The sequence below is a fragment of the Acinetobacter sp. FDAARGOS_494 genome, from assembly GCF_003812225.1.
GTDB classification, from domain to species: Bacteria; Pseudomonadota; Gammaproteobacteria; order Pseudomonadales; family Moraxellaceae; genus Acinetobacter; species Acinetobacter baumannii.
Window position 1 is genome coordinate 209,512 of the sequence record NZ_CP033866.1, and the last position, 15,914, is coordinate 225,425.

16 protein-coding genes are annotated in these 15,914 nt (G+C 39.1%); 12 read left to right on the top strand and 4 right to left on the bottom strand.

From position 1 onward, the window contains the following. Positions 1–316: 316 nt before the first annotated feature. Complete coding sequence (locus EG365_RS01070; RefSeq protein WP_000004354.1) at positions 317–1,153, bottom strand: pyruvate, water dikinase regulatory protein; 837 nt, start codon at positions 1,151–1,153, stop codon at positions 317–319. Positions 1,154–1,299: 146 nt separating this feature from the next. Between EG365_RS01070 and ppsA the strand changes: the two genes are divergently transcribed. The 12 genes from ppsA to alr all read left to right on the top strand — a co-directional run bounded on the left by ppsA (position 1,300) and on the right by alr (position 13,725). Then, positions 1,300–3,687 (top strand): phosphoenolpyruvate synthase, encoded by a 2,388-nt coding sequence (gene ppsA / locus EG365_RS01075; RefSeq protein ID WP_000853480.1) that lies wholly within the window; start codon positions 1,300–1,302, stop codon positions 3,685–3,687. A 64-nt stretch (positions 3,688–3,751) separates the two neighbouring features. Beyond that, positions 3,752–4,507, top strand: a complete 756-nt coding sequence (locus EG365_RS01080; protein ID WP_001167811.1) for an RDD family protein — start codon at positions 3,752–3,754, stop codon at positions 4,505–4,507. Between the two features lie 316 nt (positions 4,508–4,823). Then, a complete protein-coding gene (gene cyoA / locus EG365_RS01085; protein ID WP_001250044.1) occupies positions 4,824–5,876 on the top strand; it encodes a ubiquinol oxidase subunit II in 1,053 nt (350 codons plus the stop codon). 3 nt (positions 5,877–5,879) lie between these two features. Further along, positions 5,880–7,871 carry a cytochrome o ubiquinol oxidase subunit I gene (cyoB, locus tag EG365_RS01090; protein WP_000367186.1) on the top strand — a complete coding sequence of 664 codons (1,992 nt, stop codon included), beginning with the start codon at positions 5,880–5,882 and terminating at the stop codon, positions 7,869–7,871. A gap of 4 nt (positions 7,872–7,875) precedes the next feature. Continuing rightward, positions 7,876–8,496, top strand: coding sequence for a cytochrome o ubiquinol oxidase subunit III (gene cyoC, locus EG365_RS01095; protein WP_000852577.1), 621 nt, complete (start codon positions 7,876–7,878; stop codon positions 8,494–8,496). After that, on the top strand, positions 8,496–8,825 hold the full coding sequence (locus EG365_RS01100; protein ID WP_000094534.1) for a cytochrome o ubiquinol oxidase subunit IV: 330 nt from the start codon (positions 8,496–8,498) through the stop codon (positions 8,823–8,825). The genes cyoC and EG365_RS01100 overlap by 1 nt, the downstream gene beginning before the upstream one ends. Positions 8,826–8,835: 10 nt before the next feature. After that, a complete protein-coding gene (gene cyoE, locus EG365_RS01105) occupies positions 8,836–9,714 on the top strand; it encodes a heme o synthase (RefSeq protein WP_000915319.1) in 879 nt (292 codons plus the stop codon). 184 nt (positions 9,715–9,898) lie between these two features. Then, on the top strand, positions 9,899–10,282 hold the full coding sequence (gene rpsF / locus EG365_RS01110; protein ID WP_001216679.1) for a 30S ribosomal protein S6: 384 nt from the start codon (positions 9,899–9,901) through the stop codon (positions 10,280–10,282). 11 nt (positions 10,283–10,293) lie between these two features. Beyond that, positions 10,294–10,521, top strand: a complete 228-nt coding sequence (gene rpsR / locus EG365_RS01115; protein WP_000090661.1) for a 30S ribosomal protein S18 — start codon at positions 10,294–10,296, stop codon at positions 10,519–10,521. Positions 10,522–10,529: 8 nt separating this feature from the next. After that, positions 10,530–10,976, top strand: a complete 447-nt coding sequence (rplI, locus tag EG365_RS01120; protein WP_000382591.1) for a 50S ribosomal protein L9 — start codon at positions 10,530–10,532, stop codon at positions 10,974–10,976. A 200-nt stretch (positions 10,977–11,176) separates the two neighbouring features. Further along, positions 11,177–12,622 (top strand): replicative DNA helicase, encoded by a 1,446-nt coding sequence (gene dnaB, locus EG365_RS01125; protein ID WP_000075891.1) that lies wholly within the window; start codon positions 11,177–11,179, stop codon positions 12,620–12,622. A 32-nt stretch (positions 12,623–12,654) separates the two neighbouring features. Further along, complete coding sequence (gene alr / locus EG365_RS01130) at positions 12,655–13,725, top strand: alanine racemase (RefSeq protein WP_001248169.1); 1,071 nt, start codon at positions 12,655–12,657, stop codon at positions 13,723–13,725. 52 nt (positions 13,726–13,777) lie between these two features. On the opposite strand, the gene EG365_RS01135 is transcribed toward alr, so the two are convergent. The 3 genes from EG365_RS01135 to EG365_RS01145 are packed head-to-tail and all read right to left on the bottom strand — an operon-like array spanning position 13,778 to position 15,907. Further along, complete coding sequence (locus tag EG365_RS01135; RefSeq protein WP_000220477.1) at positions 13,778–14,512, bottom strand: proteasome-type protease; 735 nt, start codon at positions 14,510–14,512, stop codon at positions 13,778–13,780. Positions 14,513–14,528: 16 nt separating this feature from the next. Beyond that, positions 14,529–15,308, bottom strand: a complete 780-nt coding sequence (locus tag EG365_RS01140) for a transglutaminase family protein (protein WP_000772588.1) — start codon at positions 15,306–15,308, stop codon at positions 14,529–14,531. Between the two features lie 2 nt (positions 15,309–15,310). After that, positions 15,311–15,907, bottom strand: a complete 597-nt coding sequence (locus EG365_RS01145) for an alpha-E domain-containing protein (protein ID WP_000243521.1) — start codon at positions 15,905–15,907, stop codon at positions 15,311–15,313. Between the last annotated feature and the right edge of the window lie 7 nt (positions 15,908–15,914).

Sequence of the window (15,914 nt, forward strand, 5' to 3'; positions counted from 1 at the left end):
TCAAATAACTAGCAACTTTAATCACAAATAATAAATATGGAGAAAAAAAGTATTTGTTTTTTTAAAAGCCACCTAAAAACAAACATTTATAAAAATATAGATTATTTTTTTATATACATTTCTTTTCAAAATTATTCTTTTTGAATATATTTAATTTGCACAAAACATACCTAACATTAACCAATCAAAAACATTTTTATATAAACAGTTTTATATTTAAAACTTTTATTTTTAATTTGTTTTATATTTAAAACCATTCAATTTAATCATATTAATAAATTTTAAATTGAATGGTTAAAATAAATAATTGACTTAATTAACCAATACGACGTTTTAAACCTGTCATTTGTAAAATACGAGTAGAAATTTCTTCAATCGACATTTCGGTAACATTTAAGTATTTAATTCCCTCAGAAATATAAATACCTTCAATAGCTCGCAACTCCATCTGACACTGGCTAAAACTTGCATATCGGCTATTCGCTTTACGTTCACTTCGAATGGCAACCAAGCGCTCTGCATCAATCATCAAACCAAATAATTTACTGCGGTGCTCTCTTAAGACTGCCGGTAAACGATTATCGTCTAAATCTTCTTCGGTTAAAGGATAGTTAGCAACACGGATACCAAATTGCAAAGATAGATAAATAGAAGTCGGTGTTTTACCGGAACGAGACACGCCAATTAAAATTAAATCAGCTTTGTCATAATGGCGGGTACGTGCTCCATCATCATTATCAAGCGCAAAATGAACAGCATCAATCCGGGCTTTGTAATACTCCGAATCGGTCACGGCATGAGTCTGTCCGACTAAAGTTGTAGGCGGGGTTCCAAGCTCCTGTTCCAGCTTACTAATTAACCCTTCAAACACATCCAGATTAACCGCTTTAGCCGTATTAATAATTTCTCGCACATGCGGATCGACCAAAGTATCAAATACTAATGGCAGGCAACCATCTCTGGTCTGACACTTGTTAATCTCGACCACCACTGCCATTGCGGCCTCTTCAGTGGTGATATAAGGCATGATGTGAATATCAAAATCTACGTTAGGAAATTGAGCTAATAACGAATGTCCAAGGGTCTCGGCAGTAATCGCAGTTCCATCAGAAATAAAAAAAACACTCCGCTTAAATTGTTTACTTTCTGACATTAAAATTCTCCTTAAACATTTGTCTTAGTGCTATATAATCTTTATAGTAAACTGATCTTACATGACTGTCGCTTAGTAAAATTCTCAACTAAGCACTTTATTTTTTAATTTCATGCCAAGATAGACATTAATACTGCAAAAGTGGAGTGAAAACTTTGGAAGCGCGCGTAATCGGTCTAGAAAAATTAGGGAAACACGATGTCGAACTCGTAGGTGGGAAAAACTCATCTTTGGGTGAAATGATCAGCCATTTATCAAATGCTGGTGTATCGGTACCTGGTGGTTTTGCAACAACTGCTGATGCCTATCGTGAGTTCTTAGACCAAAGCGGTCTTAACGCTCGAATTCAAGCAGAACTTGCAGAGCTTAACGTTGACGATGTAAATGCCTTAGCAGAAACTGGCGCTAAAATTCGTCAATGGATTGTAGAGACTCCACTTACACCTGGCTTAGAACAAGAAATTCGTGAAGCATTTGCTGCACTTTCAAATGGTAACCCAGATATTGCTGTTGCTGTTCGTTCGTCTGCTACTGCAGAAGACTTACCGGATGCATCGTTCGCCGGTCAGCAAGAAACTTTCTTGAATATTCGCGGTATTGATAACGTATTAATTGCTGTAAAAGAAGTATTTGCATCATTATTTAATGACCGTGCTATTGCATATCGCGTTCACCAAGGTTTTGAACACAGTCTAGTTGCGCTTTCTGCTGGTGTTCAACGTATGGTTCGCTCTGAAACTGGCGCTGCAGGCGTAATGTTTACCCTTGATACTGAGTCTGGCTTCCGTGATGTTGTATTTATTACTGCATCTTACGGTTTAGGTGAAATGGTTGTACAAGGTGCCGTTAACCCGGATGAATTCTATCTTTCTAAACCATTATTAAATGCAGGTAAACATGCGGTATTACGCCGTAACCTTGGTTCTAAGCACCAGAAAATGATTTATGGTGAAGAAGGTTCAGCGGGTAAATCTGTTGTAGTTGTAGACGTTGAAAAACAAGAACGTCAACAATTCGCGTTAAATGATCACGAGTTACAAGAGTTAGCGAAACAAGCGCTTATTATCGAAAAGCACTATGGCGCTCCAATGGATATCGAGTGGGCAAAAGATGGTGATGATGGTCAAATCTATATTGTTCAAGCTCGTCCTGAAACTGTAAAGAGCCGTCAAAATGTCGGCACCATGGAACGCTACCTACTCAAGCAAAAAGGTACTGTACTTTGTGAAGGCCGTTCAATCGGTCAACGTATTGGTTCTGGTAAAGTCCGTATTGTTAACTCAATTAAAGAAATGGACAAAGTACAAGACGGTGACGTACTTGTATCAGACATGACTGACCCAGATTGGGAACCAGTAATGAAACGTGCTGCTGCCATCATTACTAACCGTGGTGGCCGTACTTGTCACGCTGCAATTATTGCCCGTGAACTTGGCGTACCAGCAATCGTAGGTTGTGGTAACGCAACTGAAGTATTGACTGATGGTCAAGAAGTTACTGTTTCTTGTGCTGAAGGCGACACTGGTTTCATCTACGAAGGCGCGTTAGATTTTGAAGTTCAACGTAACTCTATCGAATCTATGCCTAAACTTTCATTCAAAATCATGATGAATGTAGGTAACCCTGACCGTGCCTTTGACTTTGCTCAAATTCCAAACGAAGGTATTGGACTTGCTCGTCTAGAGTTCATTATTAACCGTATGATCGGTGTTCACCCTAAAGCTCTTCTGAACATTGAAAGCTTGCCTCGCGAAACTCGTGCTGCGGTAATGACCCGTACAGCTGGTTATGCATCACCTGTAGAATTCTATGTTGAAAAACTAGTTGAAGGTATTGCTACACTTGCAGCAGCATTTGCTGACAAACCAGTTATTGTTCGTATGTCTGACTTTAAGTCAAATGAATATGCGAATCTTATTGGCGGTAAGTTATACGAGCCAGAAGAAGAAAACCCAATGCTTGGCTTCCGTGGTGCAAGCCGTTATGTTTCGGACAATTTCCGTGACTGTTTCGAACTTGAATGCCGCGCACTTAAAAAAGTTCGTGATGAAATGGGTTTAACTAACATCCAAATCATGATCCCATTCGTACGTACAGTGTCTGAAGCAAAACGCGTCATTGAGTTATTAGCTCAAAATGGCTTGAAGCGTGGTGAGAATGGCTTAAAAGTCATCATGATGTGTGAATTACCAACTAATGCATTGTTAGCTGAACAATTCCTTGAACACTTCGATGGCTTCTCTATCGGTTCTAACGACTTAACTCAGTTAACACTTGGTCTTGACCGTGACTCTGGTATTGTTTCTCACTTGTTCGATGAGCGTGATGCTGCTGTAAAAGCTCTCCTTTCAATGGCAATTCATGCTTGTCGTAAAGCTGGTAAATATGTCGGTATCTGTGGTCAAGGACCATCAGACCACCCAGACCTTGCAAAATGGTTAATGGAGCAAGGCATTGAATCAGTATCTCTTAACCCTGACTCGGTTTTAGACACATGGTTCTTCCTTGCTGAAGAAAAAATCAAGCAAATCTAATTTGTTATAAAAAAAGACCCATCCGTGGGTCTTTTTTCATCTTTAGAATAGAGAATTTTTACTTATGCAAATTTACTTGGCACGTAATAATCAACAAGCTGGGCCTTATACCTTAGAACAACTAAATCAAATGTTGGCAAGTCAACAAGTTTTGCTTACTGATTTAGCTTGGCATGAAGGCATGACAGAATGGAAAGCTTTAGGAGAATTAACCCAAGGTAAACTTGTATATCAACCTACTGGTTATTCTGCTTTTTCAGCAAATACAAATACGCCTTATAATGAGACCATTCAGCACATTCGTGTAGAAACTAAAACACACGAGCTTGCTTCAATTTCGTCTCGTGCTCTTGCAAAAATTATTGACTTATTACTTTGGCTACCTATTGCAGCTATTCCGTCTTTTTTCTTTAATGAAGCTCAATATAAACAACTTTTTGAGTTACAAAAACAGATGCAATCTGCAGAAGTTGCATCAACTAAAGCAGCTGAACTTCAACAGCAGCTTTTTACCCTTATTCCTATAGAAGCTTGGCATACAATGCTACTTTATGTCGTCATAATGCTCGCTATTCAAGCATTTTTATTGACTAAGTTTGGGCAAAGTATTGGTAAAAAAATTGTCGGAATTAGAATTGTCGATGCCGAAACCAATGGTAAAGTTAATTTAACGCGTATCTTCCTTCTAAGAAGTGTCGTTTTCATTATATTAAACTTACTATTTATGCCTATTAGTACAATTATTGACTATGCTTTTGCATTAGGACAAAAGCGACAAGCTCTACATGACAAAATTGCAAGAACAAAAGTGATCAAATGATAGTAAATGACTCATTCATTTAATGTCTAAAAAAAAGGAGGCACCTCGCCTCCTTTTTTTCCATAGAGAGTTGATATTTAAATAAAAGCTCTGTTGAAATTAGATACCCTACAAAAAAAATCGGGTTTTAAAACAATTATTTCAGACGACTTTATGTGTAGCTTAGTTTGTCGATATGAGGCATAATGCCCTACAACGTAGCGGTGTCACATCATTGAGAAGTCTAATTTTTAAGACTAGCGTTCTCAATCATGCGACACTTTAATCGCTATCCCATATTTAATTAGGGAATGGGACTCTTCACCGAGGTTGTAAAATGAGACAAACGATTTTAGCTGTATTGTCTTTATCAACGCTTGCCGCACTTTTGACTGGGTGTGGTGGTGATATGGTACTTCTAAACTCTAAAGGTCCAGTTGGTCAAGGTCAAAGTGACCTTATGATGACTGCGATCTATTTAATGTTACTTGTGGTGATTCCTTCAATCATCATGGCATTATGGTTTGGTTGGAAATATCGTGCGTCAAATAAAGATGCAGACTATAAACCTACATGGGCACACTCAACTGCAATTGAAGTTGTAGTATGGGGTATTCCTGTCATTATTATTGGTATTTTAGCTTGGTTAACTTGGTGGGGTTCCCACAAGTATGACCCATACCGTCCTTTAGAATCAGATAAAGCACCTTTAACTATTCAGGTTATTGCTGAACAGTTCAAGTGGATTTTTATTTATCCTGAACAAAACATTGCGACTGTTAACGAAGTACGTTTCCCAGAGAAAACTCCGTTAAGTTTCAAAATCACTTCTAACTTCACGATGAACTCATTCTTCATTCCACAGTTAGGCGGTCAGATTTATGCAATGGCAGGTATGCAAACTCACCTTCATTTGTTAGCAAATGAAACTGGTGTATATCGTGGTTTCTCTTCTAACTACTCAGGCTATGGTTTCTCTCAAATGCGTTTCAAAGCGCATAGCGTTACAGAGCAACAATTCAACGAATGGGTAGCGGCTGTTAAAGCAGGTAATGGTACAACTATTAACCCAGAAGCAGTTCAAAAAACTACGCTTGACCAAGCTGAATTGGCAACCTTACGTGATGGCGATCGTTCTAAGCACCAAATCGAGCATTTAGTAAATCGTGCTAAAGCTGCTGGTGATCAAGAAGCGCTTGCTAAAGCAGAAGCGATGAAACCGTTCCCGACTAAGCCACACCCTGTGACTTATTACTCTTCAGTTGAACCAAAATTGTTTGAAACAATTATCAACCACTATATGAGTAACTATCATGGTGCTGACCACTCTGCTGCACATACAACAGCAGAAACTCATGTTGCAGCTGAACACGCTGCTCAAGGGGAATAAGACATGGATATGATTTTTGGTAAATTGGGTTGGGACTCTATCCCGACAGAGCCAATCGTACTTGTCACCATGGTCTTTATGGCACTTGGTGCAATTGCTGTGCTTGGCGGTATCACCTATTTCAAAAAATGGGGATATTTGTGGAAAGAATGGTTTACAACTGTAGACCATAAAAAGATTGGTATCATGTATATCATCGTATCTGTCGTCATGCTTTTGCGTGGTTTCGCCGATGCGATCATGATGCGTTTACAACTTTTCCTCGCTAAAGGCGGTGGTGAAGGTTATTTACATCCTGACCATTACGACCAGATCTTCACCGCACACGGTGTAATCATGATCTTCTTCGTAGCAATGGGTCTAGTTGTAGGTATGATGAACATCTCTGTACCTTTACAGATCGGTGCTCGTGACGTTGCTTTCCCATTATTAAACTCTTTAAGCTTCTGGTTATTCGCTGGTGCTGCTGGTTTAATGATGCTTTCACTTGTATTAGGTGAATTTGCTGCGACTGGTTGGATGGCTTACCCTCCTCTGTCTGGTATTCAATATTCTCCTGGTGTAGGTGTTGACTACTATATCTGGGCACTTCAGGTTTCTGGTCTAGGTACGCTTTTATCTGGTGTTAACTTCTTCGTTACCATCATCAAAATGCGTGCGCCTGGCATGAAATTGATGGATATGCCTATTTTCACATGGACTTCACTTTGTACGGCTGTATTAATCATTGCATCTTTCCCTGTATTAACAGGTACTCTTGCGATGCTTACATTAGACCGTTACTTCGGTTTCCATTTCTTCACAAATGAGCTTGGCGGTAGCCCAATGCTTTATGTGAACTTGATCTGGACATGGGGTCACCCTGAAGTATATATCTTGGTATTACCAGCATTTGGTTTATACTCAGAAATCGTTGCAACCTTCTCTCGTAAAGCGTTGTTCGGTTACAAGTCTATGGTATATGCAACAATTGCAATTACTGTATTAGCATTTGTTGTATGGCTTCACCACTTCTTCACCATGGGTGCTGGTGCGAACGTTAACGCGTTCTTCGGTATCATGACCATGGTTATTGCGATTCCTACTGGTGTGAAAATCTTCTCTTGGTTATTCACCATGTATAAAGGTCGCATCACCTTTACTACTCCAATGTTATGGACGCTTGGCTTCCTTGTAACATTCGGTATCGGTGGTTTAACTGGTGTACTTATGGCTGTTCCACCTGCGGACTTCCTTGTACACAACTCATTATTCTTGATCGCTCACTTCCATAACGTAATTATCGGTGGTGTGGTGTTTGGTATGTTTGCCGGCATCATTTACTACTGGCCAAAAATGTTTGGTTGGAAGCTCAATGAAGCATGGGGTAAAGCTGCATTCTGGTTCTGGTTCTTCGGTTTCTATTTTGCATTCATGCCACTTTATATCCTTGGTTTCATGGGTATGACTCGTCGTTTGAATACATATGACAACCCTGAATGGGACCCATACCTTGCGATTGCATTATTCGGTGCTGTTCTTGTTGCGATTGGTATTGCATGTTTCTTAATGCAAATCATCGTTGGTTTCTTACAACGTCACCAAAACATGGACTACACAGGCGATCCATGGGATGCTCGTACACTTGAATGGGCTACTTCTTCCCCTGCTCCATTCTATAACTTTGCTCATGAACCAGATGCAAGCGGTATTGACCGTTTCTGGACTGACAAAGAAAACGGTGTAGCATACGCACGTAATACTAAATATGAAGACATCCACATGCCGACTGACCGTGCTGCTGGTTTTGTCATTGCAATGTTCATTACTCTTCTTGGCTTTGCACTCATCTGGCATATTTGGTGGCTCGTTGTTGTTTCATTCGTTGCAGCTGTTGTTAGCTTGATCGTAAGCTCATTCACTAAGAATGTTGATTACTATGTTCCAGCTGCAGAAGTTGAGCGTATTGAAAACGAACGCTATGCTTTACTTGAAAAACACTTGAAGAAGGACTAAGGAAATGGCTGAAGTACTTCATCACGACAACCACGGCCATGATGGTCATCATGAACATGATGATACTGACTTAACGGTCTTTGGTTTCTGGACATACTTGATGAGTGACTTGATTCTTTTCGGATCACTCTTCATTGCGTTCGCTGTATTAAGCAGTCATGTTCCACCAGGAACTCCAAGTGCATATGACCTGTTCCATGAATCATTAGGCTACGTGTTAACTGAAACATTTGCCTTATTGATTTCATCGGTGACTTTCGGTTTTGCGGTACTTGCATCTTATAAAAAGAATGTAAATCAAGTGATCACTTGGTTATTTATTACATTCCTTTTTGGTGCAACCTTCATCGGGATGGAACTCTATGAATTCCATCACCTTGTAGAAGAAGGTCATGGTCCAACACACAGTGCTTTCTTATCATCGTTCTTTACTTTGGTAGGTACGCACGGTATCCACGTAACTTCTGGTTTAGTGTGGATGTTGGTACTGATGTATCAAATCAAAACTAAAGGTTTGACTTTACCGAATACACGTCGTCTTGCTTGCTTAAGCTTGTTCTGGCACTTCCTTGACATCGTTTGGATCTGTGTATTCAGCGTCGTTTACTTACTGGGAGTTCTCTAATGAGTAGTCATGAGCATAATGCTGCTGGTGCGTCACACGGTAACTTTAAGCAATACACTGTTGGCTTTATTCTTTCTGTCATCCTTACCATCATCCCATTCGGGATGGTGATGGCGGGTGGTTTCAGCCGCGGTCTTTTGGTTACAGTGATTGCAATCACTGCCGTTGCTCAGGTTCTTGTACAACTTGTGTATTTCTTACACATGAATACATCATCTGAACAACGTTGGAATATGATTGCATTTATCTACACAATCCTATGTATCGCTGTACTTTTAATCGGTTCTGTGTGGATTATGAATTACCTTCACTACAATATGATGATCTAAACTGATTGTCATGTTGAAAAAGTATTTATTCCTGACTAAACCAGGAATTCTCTTCGGTAATTTCATTACCACCTTGGGCGGCTTCTTCTTAGCCGCCCAAGGCTCTATAGACATCTTATTATTATTGCTCACTCTCATTGGAACAACATTAGTTGTTGCTTCAGGTTGTGTGGTTAATAATGTTATAGATCAAGATATTGATACAAAGATGCAGCGCACTCAAAACCGTGCACTCGTTAAAAAAACCATCTCTCCTACTGTTGCGCTTGTATATGCTTTCGTACTCGGAGTAATGGGTTTTAGCATTTTGTGGTTTGGTGTAAATGGTTACGCATTTTTGTTTGCAATGATTGGTTTTATTGTCTATGTCGGTTTTTATAGTTTGTGGACTAAACGTACCTCAATCCATCAAACCGTCATTGGTAGTATCTCCGGAGCGAGCCCTCCTGTTATTGGTTATACAGCAGTAACTCATCAATTTGATGTGGCAGCCTTGCTTTTGTTTTTAGCATACGCTTTATGGCAAATGCCTCACTCTTGGGCAATTGCAATTTATCGTTTTGATGATTACAAAAATGCGGGAATTCCTATCTTGCCTGTAGCACGTTCCATTTATCGCACGAAAATTGAATGTGTAATCTATATCCTGTTGTTTGCAGCTGTTTTGAATGGGTTATATTGTTTTGGCTACACCAATGTATTTTTCTTGATTACCTTTAATGCTTTGACCGCATACTGGTTTTATTTATCAATTATTGGATTTAAAGCTGAAAACGACCAACTTTGGGCTAAACGCTTTTTCCTTTACTCAGTAATCTTAATTACTTTGCTAAGTTTAAGTTTTAGCTTTACCTATCAATCCCCTGCTCCAAATCTTCCTCTCTTTTAATTAAGGGAGGATTTCCTCCTCTCTCAAATAACTTTTATATTTCTCATCAAAAGATTTGTTTTTAGTCTAATTTTTACCTATAATTCAGCCTTCGCATTTTTTGCGACGTAGCTATTTATATTTTTAGCTATGACTCCTTGCTTCTAATTTTATTAGGGGCTGTTTAAACCGTAAGGAGCTGACAATGCGTCATTACGAAATCGTACTTTTGGTACACCCAGACCAAAGCGATCAAGTTGTAGGTATGGTTGAACGCTATATCTCTCAGATCAAAGAAGCTGATGGTCAAATTCACCGTTTAGAAGATTGGGGCCGTCGTCAATTGGCTTACCCAATTAACAAAATTCACAAAGCGCACTACATTCTTATGAATGTTGAATGTGGTCAATCTACGCTTGATGAGTTAGAAGAATTATTCCGTTATAACGACGCGATCATTCGTAACCTTATCATCCGTCGTGAACACGCAATCACTGAAGAGTCATTGCTTGCTAAGAGTGCTGAAGAAAAGCGTGCGCGTAAAGCTCAACGTGAAGAAGCACAGCAAGTTGCTCAAGAAGCTGAATAAGGAGAACATCAATGGCACGTTTTTACCGTCGTCGCAAGTTCTGCCGCTTTACAGCTGAGAATGTTGCGTACATCGACTACAAAGATATCGATACTTTAAAACAGTACATCACTGAAAACGGCAAGATTGTTCCTAGCCGTATCACTGGTACTAAAGCTCGTTATCAACGTCAATTAGCGCTTGCTATCAAACAAGCTCGCTACTTGTCTTTGATTCCGTACACTGACAACCATAAGTGAGGTGATCTGTGGACGTTATCTTATTACAACGCATTAAGAACCTTGGTAAATTAGGCGATAAAGTATCAGTTAAAGCTGGTTACGGCCGTAACTTCCTTATCCCTCAAGGTAAAGCAGTTGCAGCTACTGAAGCTAACACTGCTGCTTTCGAAGCTCGTCGTGCTGAACTTGAGAAGCAAGAAGCTGAAGTATTAGCTGCTGCTCAAGCACGTGCTGAACAATTGAACGAAGTTAACATCGTTATCACTGCTAAAGCTGGTGACGAAGGTAAACTCTTCGGTTCTATCGGTACTCGTGACATCGCTGACGCGTTAACGAATGCTGGTCTTACAGTTGACCGTGCAGAAGTTCGTTTACCAAACGGTGCGCTTCGTCACACTGGTGAATTCAACATCGCAATTCAATTGCACCATGATGTTGTTGCAGAAGTTCTCGTTACTATCGTATCTGAGTAATTTCTCATCAAAAAAAGAGCATGCTTACGCATGCTCTTTTTTTATCTCTTAAATTTAAGCAATAAAATTAGATATATTAATTCCTGATCAGTTCTTCAGTTTAATTGGTTTTTTAATTAGGTAGTTTATTTAGTTTTGTTTTAAGATAGTTCTCGGCTTAAAACCCTTTTTGTGTACACATTTTATCATCAGGTCTAATTATGTCTCAGGCGAATGCCACTTCTTTAACCCTTTCATCTCCAACAGAAAATAAGACGAGTGAATCAGGCCAACTTAAAGAGTTTCGCACTCCCCCACACAATTTAGCCATTGAGCAAGCTGTACTTGCTGCGCTGATGACTGTTGCTGAATCTTTTGAACAAGTCAGTGACTTACTCAAAGAAAATGATTTTTATGCCACTCGTCATAAATATATTTATCGTGCAATTGAAAAATTAGCACAGGAAAACTCACCGTATGATGCGGTTTTGGTCAACGACTGGCTTTTAAAACAAAACTTACTCGATGCGATTGGCGGTGAAGAATATTTGATGCAGCTTATGGCTGACTCACCTTCGAGTTTCTATAATCTTGAAACTTATGCGACTAAAATTAAAGAATTTTCTACACTACGCAGTATGATTAAGGTAAGTACTGAAATTTTACAAAATGCTTATGACACAAAAGGTCGAGGTGTAAGTGAAATTTTAGATTTAGCCGAAACAAGTATTTTCTCTTTAGCAGAACAACATAACAACAATAAAAAAGATTCTGGTCCTAAAGCAATTAGTTCTGTAACTGCCGATGTAATTAGTAAACTTGATGAACTTTCAAAATTAGACGGAAATATTACTGGTTTAACGACTGGCTTTTTAGAGCTCGATAATAAAACTTCTGGTATGCAACCGGGTGATTTGATTATTGTCGCAGCACGTCCATCTATGGGTAAAACTACTTTTGCCATGAACTTGGTTGAAAGTGTTTTACAATACAATAAACTCCCAGCTCTCGTCTTCTCTATGGAGATGCCAGCAGACTCAATTGCGATGCGTCTAATTTCAGCTATGGGTAAAGTGCATCAAGGGCATTTACGTTCAGGTAATTTGGATGCTGATGAATGGACTAAAGTAACGGGTACCATTCTGCAACTTCAACAAATGCATTTGTATATTGATGATTCCTCTGCCCTACCACCTACTGAAGTTCGTGCCCGAGCTAGACGTATCGCAAAAATGCATGATGGTAAAATCGGCTGTATCATGGTCGACTATTTACAGTTAATGAAAGTTCCGGGCATGGGTGACAACCGTGTTGGTGAGATCTCGGAAATTTCACGTAGCTTAAAAGCTTTAGCTAAAGAAATGAACTGTCCTGTGATTGCACTATCTCAGCTTAACCGAAGTCTGGAAAACCGACCGAATAAACGTCCAGTAATGTCTGACTTACGTGAATCTGGTGCGATTGAGCAGGATGCCGACTTAATCATGTTTATTTACCGTGATGAAGTCTATAACAAAGAATCGAAAGAAGCAGGCACCGCAGAAATTATCATCGGTAAACAGCGTAATGGTCCAATTGGTACCGTTCGCCTTGCCTTTGAAGGCCAATATACTCGTTTTAGTAATCTCTCTCCTGAGTATTACAGCCAATATGATGATGAAGAATAAACTCTATCTCTAGCCCAAAGGAGTAAATGAGGGTGCGTCAAGCAACAGTTTATATTGATCGCCAAGCGCTTCAATATAATTTAAACCGTGTCAAACAACTCGCAGCAAATTCAAAAATCGTAAGCATGGTAAAGGCCAATGCATACGGACATGGAGTCAAAGACTGTTTAGCAGCCTTAAATGCCTCAGATGCCTTTGGTGTAGCCTGCCTACAAGAAGGATTAGAAATCCGTGAACTCGGTTTCGAACAACCAGTTACTTTAATTGAAGGGGTATTTTCTGAAGATGAAATGCCCGTCGCAATTGAACAAAAATTTGAATGCGTCATTCACCATCAACAACAGTTTGAATGGTTAATTAAACACAAACAAGCATATATTGCCCAAGGCTTAAAAGTATGGGTTAAATTAAATAGCGGTATGAACCGTTTAGGTTTTAAAGACCCAGAAATTATTGAAGTGATTAAGACATTAAAGTCTGAAGGTTTTACATGTGTACTTGCTATGCATTTTGCAAATGCAGATGTAGATCACCCTTTAAATGAACAACAAAAACAGCAATTTTTGCATATTAAAGAAACTTGCGATCCAATTTTAGCATCATGCTGTAATTCAGCTGCCATCTTTAAATGGCCAGAACTAAATTTTGACTATGTACGTCCTGGTATTATGCTCTACGGCGCTTCACCTTTTGCAGATAAAACAGTGCATGATCTTGATTTGAAACCTGTCATGACTTTTACTGCAGAAATAATAGCGTTAAACCATATTGAAGCTGGTGAACACGTAGGTTATGGCTCTACTTTTTGTGCTCAACAGGCTATGGATATCGCCATTGTTTCTATTGGCTATGGTGATGGTTATCCAAGAGCTTATGTTAAGCAAAATTTTGTCGCTATTGATGGCAAACTTTGCCCAGTTGTGGGCCGGGTAAGTATGGATATGATTGCGATTGATGTCACAAATACTCAAGTAAAACTTGGCACCCAAGTTGAACTTTGGGGAAATCACCGTTTAGTTGATGATGTGGCTGAAGCAAATGGCACGATCGGCTATGAATTACTTTGCCGTCTAAGTTCTCGCCCAGTCCGTCAGGGTACTTAAAGTTCACTAAATAAAAAATCCAAGCACTGCTTGGATTTTTTTTGAATAAATTTTAGCGCCAATAATCATCTGTAGGTTTTGGCATTTCCTGTAAACCACGGCGTAACGTATCTGACCATTGACGACTAATTTGTGAAAAATATGGATCATCTTCAGTAATTCGCTTACCCATAGGGATCACAAAACTATCTTTACTATAAACCAATGCATCTAACGGCAAACCAACAGAGACATTAGAACGCAATGTAGAATCAAATGAAATTAAACTACAACGAAGAGCATCATCTAATGGCATCGCATAATATAAAGCTCGATCTAAAATAGGTTTGCCATATTTACTTTCGCCAATTTGAAAGTAAGGCGTATCTGTGGTGGCACAAATAAAATTGCCTTGCGGATAAACATTATAAAGCTGCATATCTCCGCCTTTGATTTGCCCACCCACTAAAATACTACAGGCATAATTCATTTGTTCTTGGGTATCTGAACTGATATCTTCTAAAACGCTTTTCAAGGTTTTACCGACTAGATCAGCCACCTCAAACATAGTATTAATGCTATATAAATTAGGCTCTTGTTGCAAAATAAGTGCATTTTGCAAATGCCCGATAACCGCTTGTGTAGTTGCTAAATTGCCTGCTGTTTGCAAGGCAATAAACCGCTCTCCCGTTACTCCAAAAGTATGCAGTTTACGGAACACAGAAATATGATCGACCCCGGCATTAGTTCGAGTGTCACTTATAAACACCAAACCCTGTTCCAATCTCAGCGCACAACAATAGGTCATTTCGTTCTCTTTACATTCAACAAGCCAGCACTTGAACCACAGACATCATATTTTCAGTACCACCTTTTTCTCGCACTCCCCTAATGGGCGCAACATCGAGATAGTCCCGACCAACAGCAAGATAAATATGATGCTTTGGTGTAAACAATTGATTGCTCACATCAAAACAATACCACTGATTATCTAAAAATACCTCCGCCCAAGCGTGACTGGCAAGGTGTGGAGAATTTTGATCAAATAGATAACCAGAGACATAACGTGCTGGTAATTGTAACGCACGGCACATAGCGATTAAAACATGTGCATGATCTTGACACACCCCCTGACCTGCCTGAAAGGCTTGCGTAGCCGTTGTATGAACAGATGTACTATCCGGTTGATATGGCATCTTTTGCAAAATATTTTCACTGAGCAAAGCAATATGTTGTCGATCTTTGACAGTTACAATTCTCTGGGCAAAATCCAACATTTCAGCATCATATTTAGTGGCCTCTGTACTTTGGAGAAATAGATTTATTGGTATAGATATATCTACTCCTCCTATTTCTGTATTTAGAAGCTCTACAATACCTTGTGCCATAAAAGTAAGGTGCTGATACTCATAACGCTGGCTAGCCGTTATCCAAATATTATTAAAAATATCTCTTTTGAGCGTCTTGTCACCAGGCACGCTGATTGCCCAATTCATAACATGTTGATGCAGCGATGTTTGAGGCATCATCTTGATATACTGAATACTGTTTTTAGCAGTTTCAGTATAGTTATAATGCGTTTGATGATTAACCATCAATTTCATAATTATGCCTCGAACATATATTCCAACTGCTGGGTAAAATTATAATAAGCTTCCCAATTTGGATGATCTTTTAATAATTGCCATGGTTGAGTTAATTTATTCCACCCTAAGTCATTCAGCTGTTGAAGTAATTGTTCTAACTCCTGCAAGAGCTGTGTAAGGTCTTGCTGAAAACGTAGTCGTATATCAAATAATTCTATCTTTTGTCCTAAATGCAGAAATAACGCTATATCTTCATGTTCAGTATCAAGTATTTGATTACATTTCGCTAAAGCCTGCTTTAATGAATCAGGATGAGCTTGGACTCCCTTAATCGCATGATTTAATTCTGCATAGGCATTTGAAGATAATATTCCTCTTAACTCTTGAATATTATCTTTAGCAATAGCGAACTGATTCAGTAATGAATATGTTTGTTTCGTATCCAACATATAGCAATTCAGTAATTCTGCTTGATCAATGACTAGCCCAAATGCTGCTGCAAATTGGGCTGCTTTAGCATCATCTGTAAATGGCAAATGTGATACAGCAAATTGAATTCGCATTAAATAACGACCCAACCAATAAATGTGGTGCGCACTCGAATTGAGTAAAACCATAAATTTC

Coding starts and splice junctions, on each gene's coding strand:
- EG365_RS01070 (WP_000004354.1), bottom strand. CDS start 1,153: ATGTCAGAAAGTAAACAATTTAAGCGGAGTGTTTTTTTTATTTCTGAT.
- EG365_RS01080 (WP_001167811.1), top strand. CDS start 3,752: ATGCAAATTTACTTGGCACGTAATAATCAACAAGCTGGGCCTTATACC.
- cyoA (WP_001250044.1), top strand. CDS start 4,824: ATGAGACAAACGATTTTAGCTGTATTGTCTTTATCAACGCTTGCCGCA.
- cyoB (WP_000367186.1), top strand. CDS start 5,880: ATGGATATGATTTTTGGTAAATTGGGTTGGGACTCTATCCCGACAGAG.
- cyoC (WP_000852577.1), top strand. CDS start 7,876: ATGGCTGAAGTACTTCATCACGACAACCACGGCCATGATGGTCATCAT.
- EG365_RS01100 (WP_000094534.1), top strand. CDS start 8,496: ATGAGTAGTCATGAGCATAATGCTGCTGGTGCGTCACACGGTAACTTT.
- cyoE (WP_000915319.1), top strand. CDS start 8,836: ATGTTGAAAAAGTATTTATTCCTGACTAAACCAGGAATTCTCTTCGGT.
- rpsF (WP_001216679.1), top strand. CDS start 9,899: ATGCGTCATTACGAAATCGTACTTTTGGTACACCCAGACCAAAGCGAT.
- rpsR (WP_000090661.1), top strand. CDS start 10,294: ATGGCACGTTTTTACCGTCGTCGCAAGTTCTGCCGCTTTACAGCTGAG.
- dnaB (WP_000075891.1), top strand. CDS start 11,177: ATGTCTCAGGCGAATGCCACTTCTTTAACCCTTTCATCTCCAACAGAA.
- EG365_RS01135 (WP_000220477.1), bottom strand. CDS start 14,512: ATGACCTATTGTTGTGCGCTGAGATTGGAACAGGGTTTGGTGTTTATA.
- EG365_RS01140 (WP_000772588.1), bottom strand. CDS start 15,308: ATGAAATTGATGGTTAATCATCAAACGCATTATAACTATACTGAAACT.
- EG365_RS01145 (WP_000243521.1), bottom strand. CDS start 15,907: ATGGTTTTACTCAATTCGAGTGCGCACCACATTTATTGGTTGGGTCGT.